This window comes from Metabacillus lacus (genome assembly GCF_009674805.1).
Taxonomy (GTDB): Bacteria; Bacillota; Bacilli; order Bacillales; family Bacillaceae; genus Metabacillus_C; species Metabacillus_C lacus.
In genome coordinates this window covers 1-13,131 of sequence record NZ_WKKI01000071.1, presented here as the reverse complement: position 1 = coordinate 13,131, position 13,131 = coordinate 1, and the positions used below count along the sequence as shown (strand labels likewise).

At 35.9% G+C, this 13,131-nt stretch carries 16 protein-coding genes and 2 pseudogenes; 15 read left to right on the top strand and 3 right to left on the bottom strand.

From position 1 onward, the window contains the following. Positions 1–75: 75 nt before the first annotated feature. Positions 76–543, top strand: a pseudogene (locus tag GJU40_RS19365) (recombinase family protein); the annotation flags it as partial. A 15-nt stretch (positions 544–558) separates the two neighbouring features. Next, positions 559–846: pseudogene (locus GJU40_RS19360) on the top strand (IS110 family transposase); the annotation flags it as partial. A 244-nt stretch (positions 847–1,090) separates the two neighbouring features. Here the strand turns inward: GJU40_RS19360 and GJU40_RS20780 are convergent. Further along, a complete protein-coding gene (locus tag GJU40_RS20780; RefSeq protein WP_343031637.1) occupies positions 1,091–1,183 on the bottom strand; it encodes a hypothetical protein in 93 nt (30 codons plus the stop codon). Positions 1,184–1,229: 46 nt separating this feature from the next. Further along, positions 1,230–1,433: a hypothetical protein gene (locus GJU40_RS19355; RefSeq protein ID WP_154309699.1), complete on the bottom strand. Its 204-nt coding sequence runs from the start codon at positions 1,431–1,433 to the stop codon at positions 1,230–1,232. Between the two features lie 1,209 nt (positions 1,434–2,642). Here GJU40_RS19355 and GJU40_RS21435 point away from each other — a divergent pair. The 10 genes from GJU40_RS21435 to GJU40_RS19300 all read left to right on the top strand — a co-directional run bounded on the left by GJU40_RS21435 (position 2,643) and on the right by GJU40_RS19300 (position 10,484). Next, on the top strand, positions 2,643–2,729 hold the full coding sequence (locus tag GJU40_RS21435) for an HNH endonuclease (RefSeq protein WP_343031636.1): 87 nt from the start codon (positions 2,643–2,645) through the stop codon (positions 2,727–2,729). A 23-nt stretch (positions 2,730–2,752) separates the two neighbouring features. Beyond that, on the top strand, positions 2,753–3,223 hold the full coding sequence (locus GJU40_RS19345; protein ID WP_154309698.1) for an SMI1/KNR4 family protein: 471 nt from the start codon (positions 2,753–2,755) through the stop codon (positions 3,221–3,223). A gap of 168 nt (positions 3,224–3,391) precedes the next feature. Next, a complete protein-coding gene (locus GJU40_RS19340) occupies positions 3,392–4,237 on the top strand; it encodes a hypothetical protein (RefSeq protein WP_154309697.1) in 846 nt (281 codons plus the stop codon). Positions 4,238–4,275: 38 nt separating this feature from the next. Continuing rightward, on the top strand, positions 4,276–4,662 hold the full coding sequence (locus GJU40_RS19335; protein ID WP_154309696.1) for a hypothetical protein: 387 nt from the start codon (positions 4,276–4,278) through the stop codon (positions 4,660–4,662). A gap of 287 nt (positions 4,663–4,949) precedes the next feature. Continuing rightward, positions 4,950–5,333 carry a hypothetical protein gene (locus GJU40_RS19330; protein ID WP_154309695.1) on the top strand — a complete coding sequence of 128 codons (384 nt, stop codon included), beginning with the start codon at positions 4,950–4,952 and terminating at the stop codon, positions 5,331–5,333. Continuing rightward, a complete protein-coding gene (locus GJU40_RS19325; RefSeq protein ID WP_170289459.1) occupies positions 5,278–6,126 on the top strand; it encodes a hypothetical protein in 849 nt (282 codons plus the stop codon). Before GJU40_RS19330 ends, GJU40_RS19325 begins: the two co-directional genes overlap by 56 nt. A 13-nt stretch (positions 6,127–6,139) precedes the next feature. Further along, complete coding sequence (locus GJU40_RS19320; protein ID WP_154309693.1) at positions 6,140–6,589, top strand: hypothetical protein; 450 nt, start codon at positions 6,140–6,142, stop codon at positions 6,587–6,589. Between the two features lie 2,205 nt (positions 6,590–8,794). Next, entirely contained in the window at positions 8,795–9,178 is a 384-nt protein-coding gene (locus GJU40_RS19315) for a hypothetical protein (RefSeq protein WP_154309692.1), read from the top strand. Between the two features lie 583 nt (positions 9,179–9,761). Further along, positions 9,762–10,124 carry a hypothetical protein gene (locus GJU40_RS19305; protein ID WP_154309690.1) on the top strand — a complete coding sequence of 121 codons (363 nt, stop codon included), beginning with the start codon at positions 9,762–9,764 and terminating at the stop codon, positions 10,122–10,124. Between the two features lie 123 nt (positions 10,125–10,247). Further along, the gene (locus tag GJU40_RS19300) at positions 10,248–10,484 is read left to right on the top strand and encodes a hypothetical protein (protein ID WP_154309689.1); all 237 of its coding nucleotides are present in this window, start codon (positions 10,248–10,250) and stop codon (positions 10,482–10,484) included. A 152-nt stretch (positions 10,485–10,636) separates the two neighbouring features. On the opposite strand, the gene GJU40_RS19295 is transcribed toward GJU40_RS19300, so the two are convergent. Next, positions 10,637–10,864, bottom strand: a complete 228-nt coding sequence (locus GJU40_RS19295; RefSeq protein ID WP_154309688.1) for a hypothetical protein — start codon at positions 10,862–10,864, stop codon at positions 10,637–10,639. 181 nt (positions 10,865–11,045) lie between these two features. Between GJU40_RS19295 and GJU40_RS19290 the strand changes: the two genes are divergently transcribed. From GJU40_RS19290 to GJU40_RS19280, 3 genes are read left to right on the top strand one after another with little or no spacing between them, the layout of a single operon-like run. Next, entirely contained in the window at positions 11,046–11,591 is a 546-nt protein-coding gene (locus GJU40_RS19290; RefSeq protein ID WP_154309687.1) for a sigma-70 family RNA polymerase sigma factor, read from the top strand. Beyond that, positions 11,588–12,235, top strand: a complete 648-nt coding sequence (locus GJU40_RS19285; protein ID WP_154309686.1) for a hypothetical protein — start codon at positions 11,588–11,590, stop codon at positions 12,233–12,235. Before GJU40_RS19290 ends, GJU40_RS19285 begins: the two co-directional genes overlap by 4 nt. 2 nt (positions 12,236–12,237) lie before the next feature. Further along, the gene (locus GJU40_RS19280) at positions 12,238–12,726 is read left to right on the top strand and encodes a hypothetical protein (protein ID WP_154309685.1); all 489 of its coding nucleotides are present in this window, start codon (positions 12,238–12,240) and stop codon (positions 12,724–12,726) included. The last annotated feature ends 405 nt before the right edge of the window (positions 12,727–13,131 follow it).

Sequence of the window (13,131 nt, the reverse complement as noted above, 5' to 3'; positions counted from 1 at the left end):
AAAAATGAGCACAGTGTTCCAGATATTCTGCCGGATTAATATGAATAATCCAATCTGAAATAATGTGCTCGTTTACAGTCAGACATTGTGAAAGTGTTAATTCATCGAGAATTGAAAAAGTATGGAGTAGACATTCGGAGTATTGAACAACCGCAATATAGTATCAATAAGAAAGACCCTAGTGACTTTTTAATCAATGGCTTAATGGAGTTATTAGACCAATATCAACGATTAGAAATCTCTTTAAAGCTAGGGAGAGGGCGAAACAAGAAAGCCCAACAGGGCGGCTATGCAGGTGGAAATGTTGCATTAGGCTACAAAGTGGAGAAAGGTAAGAAAAGCCTTGTCATAGATGATAGACAAGCTAAAACGGTTCAAAGAGTGTTTGACTTGAAGGAACAGTATCCTTTATGGACATTAACACAACTTGCAGAAAGATTGAATGAAGAAGGACATCGAACGAAACAAGATAAGAGGTTTAGCAAAGTCCAAGTTAAACGGATTTTAGATAGAAAAACGTTTTATAGTGGGTTTCTAAAATAGGGGTGAGGTTTTCTGATGAAAAGAGATAAGCATATTTATATAGGGTTAGATTTACACAAGTTCCAACATACAGCGGTGGTATTAGATTGTTGGTTTGAGAAGTTAGGGAAAATGACTTTTCAAAATAAACCATCTATTTTTCCTAGTTTATTAGAATATGTGAATAGGTATCTTACAGAAGGTTTGACCCCTGTATTTGGATTAGAAGATGTGGGCGGTTATGGACGAGACTTAGCGTTGTATTTTATTGAACAAGGCAACATTGTATCTTTATCTAATGCAGAACGGAACAGCTATGCCATGACACATTTCATGGTGGAGAACATTTAACTGCCCGCCAGCGAAAATTGATTAAGGAAAAAGCAATTGAAGATGGCCTGATGTTATTAATCACCCTATCTGACGGTAGTATCGGAACCGACATTTAAGGTGATTTTTATATTTTGTTGCCGTCATTTTCGTCGGCGATTGTTATTAGTCCTAAAGTTTGACGGACGTAATGCCAAAAAGGGGAAGTTGACCACTTGGCTCAACTTCCCCTGAAAAACTAAATATGAACCTGATAGGTTTCATCTGGTTTTAAATATAATTTTGTCTCATTGCGGCCAACCATGATATACCATTCCCTCCCGAGTTCTATTCGGCAGGAAAGTTTTCTACCCTCCCCAAGATGCAGCTCAAACCAATCACCACACTTTGTATCCTTTCATATATCTTTCCAGGGTGCGAACACTCACCATTTTTGCAGTACTAAATAGAATTTCATATGAATGCGTCGCAATTTCCTTCAACAGTTGAGCTTGTTCCCCTGGTTCCAATTTACGGGTGACCAATGGGGCTACTAGACCATACCGAAAGTTGGCAATCTCTTGTCTTTGATTTTCATCCATCCAAATCTCTCCTCTATAGATATTCCTTAAAATTATGGCACGCTGGCTCCATTTAGACAGGTATGCATATTATGTCGGACGAGCATTGAAAGGATGGGATAATTTAGATGGAATTGAGTGTCAGAATGAAGAATGGCATTCGTCACAGAGGCTGACGGTGGATTGACACCTTATATTAGAGACGGAGATCGACAGGAAGGTGACTATTTAGGAATGACAAATAACCCTTCATTGATGAGTTAAATTGGAAGAGTGGTGTGTATTTTTGAAGAAGAGTATAAAACCATTCAAGCGTATCCAGGGGAGTTGGATTTACTCCTTTTGAATGAAGGCGAAGTAAATCCTCTGACTCCCCCAAATGAATAAGTCTGCCTGCCACCCGAATAGAAGTACGGTCAACTTGTGCCAGGTACCGGCTCCACCACCGCTTGATCGTAGTCGCTGAAATTCCGCCAATCGAAGGAGATACAATGCTTCGTAAGATTTATTTGAAGCTGATTCCTTTCTTTCTCCGCTTGAAAGCTGCCTTGCGAGAGGCCGTCACTACACGGGCCCAAGGAATGAGGAAATCAGGAATAAGGGACACTGTTTTTCCACATATCGGACAATACCAGCGGTAAATTGGAATAAGGATGCACTGGTACTTTGTAGTTGCCCACCGAAAATAACGGCCATGCTTATATAAAGTTCTTTTTTTACATGGGTTGTCAGGGCAACATAAAGATAAGTTGGGCCGTGTTTCCCCATGTTCCTTTCAATAAGACTTGAGTGTTTTCCCAAAAGGTAGTATTCTATTTGTACACATGTTTTTATTTTTTCGGCCCCCAATTGACTGCAATCGATGGGGGCTTTTCCTTTTTATTTTTTATATAAAAATAGCCTAATCCACCGTCATTGTAAAGTTGGGATTAGGCTATTGTCGTTATGTAATTGCGTTCAAGTCTGACAAACACATTGGCGAACTTATTAACACTTAACGTCATAGACATTGATTGAAGACAGGCTGATTCCCAATGTAAATGTAATTAAAGCAGATGGAATGAGGTATGGTTTTGCAGATTTCAAGAGTGCGGGACTTGTGGTAAGACTAAAGATTTACCAGAAAGTCTCTGGTTAAAGTCTGACGACGCACAATTTGAATGGCTAGATAACATAATTGGAGTAAGACCAGAAGGTATAACACGGCACCATACTGAAGTACCAGGTAAAGTGGAGCTAGTACCTTTTGGAATATACAATATAACTATTCATAATGGTGGCAGATCTACTGGAATGTGGGCAGATGCTCCGAGATAACTAGTAAAGAAAGGAGAACAAATATGAAAATCAAACAGGACACTATAGTAAAGCCATTGCCTTCAGATGAATTAATAAAAAATCACAAAAAGTTTTGGAGACTTTTATTACCAGAGTCTTTCTTAGAATTTATAAAAGAAAATAATGGTGTAGAGGTTGAGGAAGCAACATTTGAGTGTAACAACCGTGGTTATGCGATAGAAAGGTTTTTGTGTATATTGGATGATATTGAGAATCATCCAAAAGGAATTTATGACATAGATGTTGTGTTTTCACAAATAGGTGAAAGGTTAACTGATAACGAAGACTTATTAGGGGCAGAGGTATTGCCAATAGCTAGTGTATTTGCGGGTGACTTCGTATGTTTAGATTTTAGAACAGATAAAAATAATCCATCTGTATGTATATGGTCTCATGAAGAATCTGATGAGTTTGAGCCTGTTACATATAATTTGGCAGATAACTTTACTGAATTTTTAAAAATACTTGAATAGAGAGTGCAAGTTGAAAATATAAGAAATTGAGTGTGTTATTAATATGGATAAATTTTAGAGTATGGAAGAAACCACCTGATTGCCTTTTGAGCAACAGGTGGTTTTATTAAAGTTTTAGATCTTAGTCAATATAGATGATGCATTAATGAAATTCATAACTAATGAAGTTTGTACCATCAAGGCATTCTGTTTAAAGAGCCTTACTCAGCGGAGCATTTGCTGGATAGTTTCGGTGTATTTACATTTTTAGCTGGTGGAGCCTTGGCGGGAACTGTAGCCCGCATGCCGATGGGGCAGGTGAAAAAGGGACTGAAAGTTGATTCCGGCGGGCAAGGGTCAGTGGAGACGAATGTAAGTGTAAAACCGGTTAGTGAGCAAAAGTTTGATGTGGTTGAGGGTAATATGAGTACTAAGGGTAAAGATGGGATTAGAAACGCCCGAAACTATTCTATTAATAATATAATTGAAGAGCATGGGTTATCTATAAATGAGTTTAATGCGCTAAGATTAACTGAAGTGTCTAAATTATCCTCTAATCAAAAAGAAAGGTTAAAGTCTATTAGAAACAGTGTTCCAACTCCTAATAACAAAACTGTTTTACAAAAAGTAATACCGTCAAGAGATATTGAAAAATACATGAATGGAACATATACGCAAGTTGGTGGTTATGTAACGAGAGCAGATGATGTTTTACAATTAAAGACCTATAAAGATATTTATCAGAGCTTACGTTTAGATTATCCAGAAAGTGTATACAATCCATTATCAAATGATACTATAGGAATAATTAGGTACACAACGAATGAAGTATCAGAGATAACAATTCCATATGGAAAAAGTATGGGAGGTACAATCGAAGATGCTCCTCCATTTACAGGTAATGGTTTTACAAAAGCTGAAAACGGACAAATAATTCCTGAATATAAAACTAATAAATTTATAGAAGTTTCTGATGGTGCTCAATTAATAGAAATAAGAGACGGGAAAGAAATTTTACGTGCAGTTTATAATTAAGATTGGGGTAAATTTATAAGTATTGATTAGGAGGTCCTATGAAAAATCCGAAATTTGCAATATATAATGGAAATGAATATTCAGCAGGAATGAAGGAAGATGGGCGTATAATTTTGCGTTCAGAAGATTCAAAAGAAGAATTAAATGGTTTTGAAAAAAAATCAATAAACAATCAAACCATATACGTTAAATATGTAACACTAAGTGAAATTGGGCAATTTTATTATAAAAGGAAGAAAGCACACTATCGAGGGTATGAATTTGAAGTGGCTGCTCAGAAAGATAGCATGATATCTATTGTAACCATGGTTGGTGATTATAAAGTATGGGAAAATCTTGGTATGAATTGTATAGACAAGGGTGTATACCAAAAATGGGTTAGTAAAGATGATGTCATTCTAGAGATTATAAAAGAGAAGATATAGGGACGAAGGGACAGGTACTGGGCTGACCACCAAAAATAGAGTTTTTACTATACAGCTAATAGGCTGGCTTGGATACGGTATTGAACCGGACTCTAGCCCGCCATTTCTGCTTTATACGGCGCTATTTTCCATATATAAGGTCACGCAGAGCCGCTATGTACAGTTTAAAGAAGAGAAAAGCATGTCTAACTTCCTCCATTACATCACAGTGGGCGGTTATGACCTTAAGACAAAACAAATGGTAATCTAAGAATAGGAGCATTCCTGTTAAAAGGATTTTTGGGGACTTGAACAAAAAAGAGCCCTCTGCGACAAAAGAAAATCTCAGGGCGGTTGGAGCTTTGGATTGCTGGTGGAACAGAACGATCACCTATCAAGTGGATCTGTCTAAAATAAGATTACTGACCGTCGGTTTTACGGGTTTGCCATTATCGGTGAAGGCTCCAACTGTCTCTGCCGCTGAAACAGAAGAGAAAAAAGTTTCAGATAATCCAATTATGAAATCTTTACATAGCTTTAAGGAAATTACAGAATCAGTATGGGATGGGTTGAGAAAAGGTCGGAAAAGAGCACAGACTCATGGTATGACTTTGCAGACTACCTCCTGGAGGTTTAGTGGATGGAACAGTAGATATATGGAATGGCATTCAGAGCCGCTATGTGCAGTTTAAAGAAGAGAAAAGCATGTCTAGCTTCCTCCATTACATCACAATGGGCGCAGATGACATGGTGGTTGGAACTGTAAATCCTAAAGAGCCATACTCAGCGGAGCATTTGCTGGATAGTTTCGGTGTGTTTTCATTTTTAGCTGGCGGTGCCTTGGCGGGAACTGCTGCCCGCATGCCGATGGGGCAGGTGAAAAAGGGGCTGAAAGTTGAGTCTGGCGGGCAAGGGTCAGTGGAGAGGAATGTGAGTGTAAAACCGGTTAGTGAGCAAAAGTTTGATGTGGTTGAGGGGAATAAGAGTACTCAGGGTACGGTTAAAGGTGAAAACATCAGTCCTTCAGAAAATGCAAAAAGTTGGCAAGGAACTTTCCCTTACGTGGGGGTAGACAAGTACCGTAACATCACCCTTAAAAAAGGTAAAATAATATATGTAGGCGAACCTTACCCAACAGGATATGCTACTACTAAAAGTGCAGTTGAAAGAATAAACGGTGATTCAAAAAAATTATTTGAAGGATTACAAGTAAAACCCTATTGGGAGGATGGAATGAATGCTGCTGAATATAGAAGTAAAATGGTGGCTTATGAAATAAAAGAAAATACAGATGTAGCCTTCGGACTAACTAAGGCTAATCCACAATTTGGAGATGGAGGATTACCACAAATGTTCATACCCGACTTTAATGAGTTGGTAAAGAACGGGGTAATAAAGAAACTTGAAGTTAAAGCATTCGAATTGAAAAATTATAAGATGTCTCTGGATGAATACTATAAAATGATAGATGCATTAGAAAAATAATAACAGGAGGAGAATGATGGGAATAGATGAAGGAAAAATAATAATAAAGAATAAAGAGATAAATGATGGAATGAATAGCAGTGAGTTTATAAGTGTTTTCTCATCCGAAGTAAATAGTTATGTTAATGGTGATTCTAAGAGATTTAATTTTATAAATCCTCAAATAATAAATGGTCTCTCATTGTGGGTGAAAATTGTCTTTAACAAGGAATTTCTTAGATCTATTGAACTGAAAAATGCAGACCCAACATTAAAAAATTCTTATGAGAATTGGTCAGATAATAATGTGGAGTTAAAAAGAAAAAGCCACGATGAATGGTTAATGAATCAATTAGGTCAACCGTCAGAAACAAAGCCAGGAGGTATAAATTATAATTATACTTGGGGTGAGATATTATCATTTTATGATCCAAGAGGTGGCGATACTGGAATATTAATAAATTATTATAAACAAAATGCATGAGCCTCTTTAAAAATATTCATCAACACCTTATTAAATTAATTTTATTTCTTTGGAATGAAAACTATTAAGAACTCAATGTAGGCATAAAGTTTAGATACAATACAAAGCCAACTATTAAGTCTAAGTAAAGTTTTAATGTAGCTTGCTTTTAATGGCTCTTTTTTTTGTTCTGGACGAGACAAGTATAACTGGCAGCAGCACTTGGTCGATGCAATGACTGATATTATGTACCTGAGGATAGTTATTCGATATTAACAGGTTTTTTTTTCACCCTAGTTTAGGCACAACAAAAAAACGTTTCTTTTTTTAAAATTTCAAAACTTGCTCAATCTCTTCTCCTTCGTTTATCCATTTGATGCTCAACGTGTACTCCGAAGAATCTATAGGGACTTCCCCTAAATAAATGAACTCTGTTTGACCAGAATTGTTTAAATCAATATTTTTATCAGACCGCCGGCAGAGCTAATAAATACTGCCAAGAGTATAGTAGGCATCGGAAAAACCCCTGCCAACGCTGCAAGAGCCACTGTCAAAACTTAAAAGGCTGTTCAATCATATTATTTTGCATTTTTGTCGATACTGAATTTTTCAACATATAAAAAACCTGATTCACTAGGCTCTGTTTTTTTGTTTCTAATTTCCCCTTGTTTATCATACCGGCATATTGTACCTAGAGAGGAAATTTATTCTCTCCTTTCTGGTAAAACAATGAAGTGACAAAAAAGGTGCCACTTCATTGTTTTTACGATTTAAAAAAGTGTCACTGCATTATTGTATTTGTTTTCACCCATTCAGCAATTGTCCTCCTTTTTGTACCACAATTTTGTAATTGTGTTATTATTTTATTATCAGAAAATTTATAAAGGTGGAACTAAATTGTCAAAAAAATATTTAAATATTAAAGGATTAATTTTCTCTACTTTATTACTTTCTTTGCTATCTTATAACGTCTCAAATTTTTCTGACGGTAGTGTTGTTGTTAAGTATTTAGTTTATGGAATGACCATCTTGATGTATATTCTTTTTGCTTATGCCCTTTTGACTAGAGGGAACAATAAAAAAAACAATAAAAGAGTCTACAGAAATCGTTTTTGAAACAAGGTTGAATTGAGCTTAAAAAAGGTCAATCCAACCGTGTTTAATTAATATTTTTAAATGAGGAAAGTTTTGCGTGTTTTGTTGAAGAATAATTTCATAAATAAAAAGAAAATATCTTAGAACAATAACTTATTGTCATTGTACTGATGTAGATGTAGCATAATCAATAACAAAATACGGACGGAACAACCAAAAACGCCACTTCTCCTATCAACCTATAAATGGAGTAATGAACAGTAATGAAAATGAACTACAAAGAAAAAAAGAGCATGACGTAATGCTTGAAAATTGATTGGATCCTCCTCTAGTAAGTTTGCTTGGGGAGAAATATCATCTAATTATGATCCACGTTCAGGTTCAAGTATGATTACAATTAGATACTATTAATAAGAAATCCAAAGAACATTTGAATTGTTATAAACCTTGATTGGCTGTATACCTTTCAAGGTTTTTTAAGTTTAAGAACTTTATTGTTAAAAACAAGATGACTTTTGAATCAAAAACTCATGATGGTTAGAAAATTTACGAGTTGGTTGCAGTCATAAGAAAATGAATAGAGAAATAAAAGGAAAGGAAAAACATTTGTTAGGTAGACATTGAATAATGCTTAAGTGAAATTCGTAACTCATAATGGTTGTACCATCAAGGCATTCTGCTTTAATACTTGGTTTGTGAGCATAATATGATGTATAGGCGAGATGACATTTTACATTGCAGGGATAGTTACGGATATGGCATAGCTAACAAACTGACGAGAATGACAACGCTCGTGGCAATAAACAGTGGTTAGCGGAATAGTTTCAGTGTATTTGCGTTTTTAGCTTGTGGAGTCACTGTTGGAATTGCAGCTTGAATGCCAATGGGGCAGGTGAAACAGGGACTGAAAGTTGAGACTGGCGGGCCTTGGTTAGATAACGCTATAATGCGCAAAGACATTAAGTAATGGCCGAAATTCGGTAGTGACAGTATGATATTTAGAAGGAATTTTGAGACAGGAAAATATGAACTTTCTGGTTTTGGAAAAGAATATTATCATTTAAGAAAACATTGATACAATTATGACCCTAAGACAAAACAAATGGTAATTCAAGAATAGGAGGTTATTATTTGGATACTTACAAAAATTTCGTAACAAACATATTACAAGGAGTAATTACTAAATATAATCTAAGTATTATCTCATTGGATGATAAACAATGCTTCCTTGTAGGAAAACTTTTTGCACTATCTGTCTATCATATAACTAATCTAATACAAGATAGATTTACTGTTGAAGATAGAAGTAAATATGGTACCCCTAAAAATAATGAAGATTTTCTAAAAGCACAATTAAGGGTATGGGCTTCAGGTTTATTTTATAGATGGGATGATTTGTTATCGGGGAATGAATCATGGCTTAAAAAATATTGTTTAGAAGTGTTACCCGCGAATCAACCCACGCTAGATATAATATTACCCGTATTTCAAAGTCAGAAAAAAAAGAAAAGTTAAAATAACCTTTGTATGATAGTAGTTGGAACTCCGGCTACTATCTTTTTTCATAACATTCGTTCCCTTTTGGGGGCCAAAACCATAGCTAAGACCGCCGGCAGAGCTAATACTGCCGAGAGTATAGCAGGCATCGGTAAAGCCGCCGCGGATGTCCGCAATTTCAAAATGAGAGAACATTTATTATTTGAGAATTTATAAAATTAAATCTCTAAGTATCGCCATTAACATAGCCGGCTCTTTTTAGTTCTGGTCGACGTATAATTGGCAGTAGCACTTGGTCAATGCATAGAAAGATGAGGTTGAAAATTTATTAGAAGATAAAATACTAAGGAGGGTTACACCATAATGAAAATAGTAGAACTAGAACAAAAGCTGCTAGACATGAATCTACCTAAGGATAGTTATTCTATATAAACAGGGGGATTTCCAAATGAAAAGTATTGTACTAATGAAGGTCCTGCAGGTTATCAAGGTGGTATATATTTAAGTGGTGGGAATCAAAAATTTGTTCCTAGTTCTTTAAAAATAAAAGGTGGATAAGTTGTATCATCAACTCCAATTAAATAACAAAAGAGGGTTGTATATGAAAATGGAGATATTACAGATTAAAGAACTATATAAACAGTTAATCACAATTTTGAATAAAGAGAGTGATAACGAAGTGAATGATCTTATTAAACAATTAGCAATGGGCTTAACATTAATAGATGAATGTTTTTATAATCACCCTGAAGAAACTAATCTAAATCAACTATATTTACAATTAACAGAAATATATAAAAACATAAATCAACCACGAGTAGGTTTATCTGATTATTTTATATGGAGAGATGACTATGGTGAGAGGATCAAAGCAAATGAATGTTTGGATTTTATTAAAGCTAGTCTTCATAAAGTATTTATAGACCATGAATTTAACGAATATGAAAAAAGGGTAAAAAAATGAGGCTCCCTAGGTTAAGGAGGGAAGAAAGGTATGTTAAAAAATCAAAAGTGGGAGTTGTTACATTTGCAGGTAAGTTAATTAATAAAATAAATAAGACAAATCCCTTCAAAAAGGAGTTATATTATGAAAAATGAGACAAAGAAGCAAGTTCAAATTGTTAAGGCGTTAGTCAATGATAAGATTAACAGTCATGAATTTCTTACTACGCTATTGAAGCGATTGAATGCTTTAGAGGAAAATGGAAGCAGGGATACAACAATTAAAGGAGCTGTAAAAGCCTACTTTGAAACAACCTTAGCAGAGGGATATGACGAACCATTGGTGATTGAACTAGATAAGTTAGAGGAAATGTTAGACTAAAGCTTTAGGAACTGTAAGAGCGACTGAGCTTAGACCTAACCTTAAGTTGCTCTGATACGAGGCGGATTTATTAACATATTAGAGGGTGTACACATTCAGTCTGGTTCAATGAATGTTACGCCACCCTCTATAAATGTTGATTTATCAACGGTTTAACCCGTTGGTGGGTTGCCAAAAAAATATTTTTCGACACGCTTCCTAACAAAATCAAGGGTAACTCCTTTACCTTCTAACGCGTTGACAATTTCTTCGTTAGTAAGCATATCTTTGTTCCTCTGATCCTTCGATAACTCGTTACTACCACCAGTTACAGTACCTTTTGCCTGTCCACAACCCGTTAAAACAAGGATAATACTGAAAACAATTAACAGGTTTTTCATCTCTCCATCTTTCCAAGTTCCAAAAATATGTTATTAGAAGTAAAATAGTAAATAAATTCCATTTAACTATTTTAGCACAATTTTTACGAAAACAGCCTTTTAAAAAATAAATCATTCAATATGAAACAATCCAGTTGATGATGCGTCTAAGGATTGAATTGGTTTTAAGGGGAGTGAAAGAATGACGGATCGTGAGGAAGCCATAGAATTCAACTTGCTCTCAGAAGAAGAGTTTTTTATAAAATTAGTAGACTTATACGGTGATATGGTAAAGAGGGTCGCCTTTACGTATGTGAGGGATATGAAAATGGCGGAGGACATTGTTCAGGATGTTTTTATAAAATGCTATAACAACATAGCCACTTTTCAAGGAAAATCATCCTATAAAACGTGGATTTATAGGATCACGATCAACCACTGCAAGGATGTGATGAGAAAGCGGTTTTTCTTGAATTTTCACCCCTTTAAAGAGGAACAGCTACTTCCTACATTTGAAACGCCAGAATCCATTTTATTGAAAAAGGACAACCATACCCTGGTTACAAAAACGCTCTTGGAATTGCCTAAAAAATATAGGGAAGTTCTCTACCTGTACTACTATGAGGAATTAAAAATAACGGAAATCAGTGAAGTTACACAATTGAATGCGGAGACAGTCAAAACAAGATTACGACGCGGAAAATTACTCCTTAAAGCGGAAATAGAAAGGAGAGATGGTCATTTATGAGTTCCGAATTTAACCGTGTAAAAGAACACTTAGATAAGGCCATATATAAGGACATTACGATCTCCCATCATGAAAGGAGAAACATTCTTAATAAAACTGTAGGAATAAAATCGAAGAAACCCTTCATAAGGTTGCGTCAGCTCCAACGCCTTATAGCAGTTCTTTCAACAGTGCTCGTATTCGGCTTATCTATTATCCTGCTGTTGAATGATCAGGCAGGGACGCCAGGTCAGCCTATCAAGCCCATAAAGCACCATGCAACCATCTTGAAGGATCTTGAATTTATAAAGAATTATTTTCAAGTAGGGATGAGTGAAGAAGAATTAATAAAGATGATTGGGAGCAACAGATTTGAGGTGATTCCGAATGAGTCAGGCGAAGTAGAATATTTCATCAAGGTTTCAAAGTACGCCGGAGAAACGATTCATTCCTATAATAATTCTACAAAAGCAACATTCGATACGGAATTGGTTAGCCGGGGAAATGTTGATTTGCAACTCATATTCGGGATGAATCAAGACAAGAAGGCCTTACAAGTCGAGGCGTTTTATATAGACAAAGGGACAATGATGCACCATTTTCAATCAGCCGACACTGAGTACACTGAGCCATATGAAATGAATTCATTATCAAAGGGGAATTAATCATGAAGAAAATTTTATTGACTGGTTTTTTTGCTATAACTATGATGAGCGGCTGCGGGAACATGACCAATGAAAAAACGGGTACAGGGACTCAAGGTGTTGAAACTCAAGTAACTACTAATAAAAAAAGCACCATTACGCCTGAGGAAGAAGCGATCCTAGAAGAAACCATGAAAGAGTCACTTGCTTTTTTCAAGGCCATGCAGGATTCAGACTATGATGCGCTTGATGAACTTCTAGCCCCTTCCGCCGCTATTGATAAAGAGAATGAGAATTTTATCTTTGACATGGACGAGGGCAAATATGAACAGAAATTCTTTTCTGGAGATATAACCATGGAAAATTTAGAATACAGGTATCATGAACTGCAGGATGAGAGAACGTTTGTAGTGGGGTTTGCTGTGTATCAAGGCGACTCCCATGTCACAATTCACCTTACGTTTGTCGATATTGAAGACCATTGGTACGTACAGACGTTCATTACGAATTAAACATCAGCATTCGGAGCTGTATGCTGTTCTTCAAGCAGCTTTAACCATTGAGATTCCGGTTGCAGTCGTGATCTCTTTTTTTATATACGGACTTCATCATCCACGCATAAAGACCCCTGTACATGACCAGTATCAGCTTTTTTGAGCGCTGCTTTGTCCATTGCCCTCCTGAGCCACTATAATCATCCAAATGGGAACTGTAAATCCCTTTTTCGGGTTTGAAGCTGGCGGACAACGATTAGATTTAAATGGGCCAACGTGTTGGTAATTTGCTAACCCAAAAACTTAACAATGAAGGAGTGAATAAATTGTCACTAAAATTTAGCCATAGGGACGGAGGGACAGGTACATTGTCCCAAAAACTTCTCGCAGATATAAATTCAATTTCATAGAAAATAAGCAGTT

Excerpts from the sequence above, each read along its gene's own strand:
- GJU40_RS19320 (WP_154309693.1), top strand. The coding sequence starts at position 6,140 with ATGATGGGAATAGATGAAGGAAAAATAATAATAAAGAATAAAGAGATA.
- GJU40_RS19305 (WP_154309690.1), top strand. The coding sequence starts at position 9,762 with ATGAAAATGGAGATATTACAGATTAAAGAACTATATAAACAGTTAATC.
- GJU40_RS19335 (WP_154309696.1), top strand. The coding sequence starts at position 4,276 with ATGAAAAATCCGAAATTTGCAATATATAATGGAAATGAATATTCAGCA.
- GJU40_RS19355 (WP_154309699.1), bottom strand. The coding sequence starts at position 1,433 with ATGGATGAAAATCAAAGACAAGAGATTGCCAACTTTCGGTATGGTCTA.
- GJU40_RS19285 (WP_154309686.1), top strand. The coding sequence starts at position 11,588 with ATGAGTTCCGAATTTAACCGTGTAAAAGAACACTTAGATAAGGCCATA.
- GJU40_RS19345 (WP_154309698.1), top strand. The coding sequence starts at position 2,753 with ATGAAAATCAAACAGGACACTATAGTAAAGCCATTGCCTTCAGATGAA.
- GJU40_RS19280 (WP_154309685.1), top strand. The coding sequence starts at position 12,238 with ATGAAGAAAATTTTATTGACTGGTTTTTTTGCTATAACTATGATGAGC.
- GJU40_RS19300 (WP_154309689.1), top strand. The coding sequence starts at position 10,248 with ATGAAAAATGAGACAAAGAAGCAAGTTCAAATTGTTAAGGCGTTAGTC.
- GJU40_RS19290 (WP_154309687.1), top strand. The coding sequence starts at position 11,046 with ATGACGGATCGTGAGGAAGCCATAGAATTCAACTTGCTCTCAGAAGAA.
- GJU40_RS19295 (WP_154309688.1), bottom strand. The coding sequence starts at position 10,864 with ATGAAAAACCTGTTAATTGTTTTCAGTATTATCCTTGTTTTAACGGGT.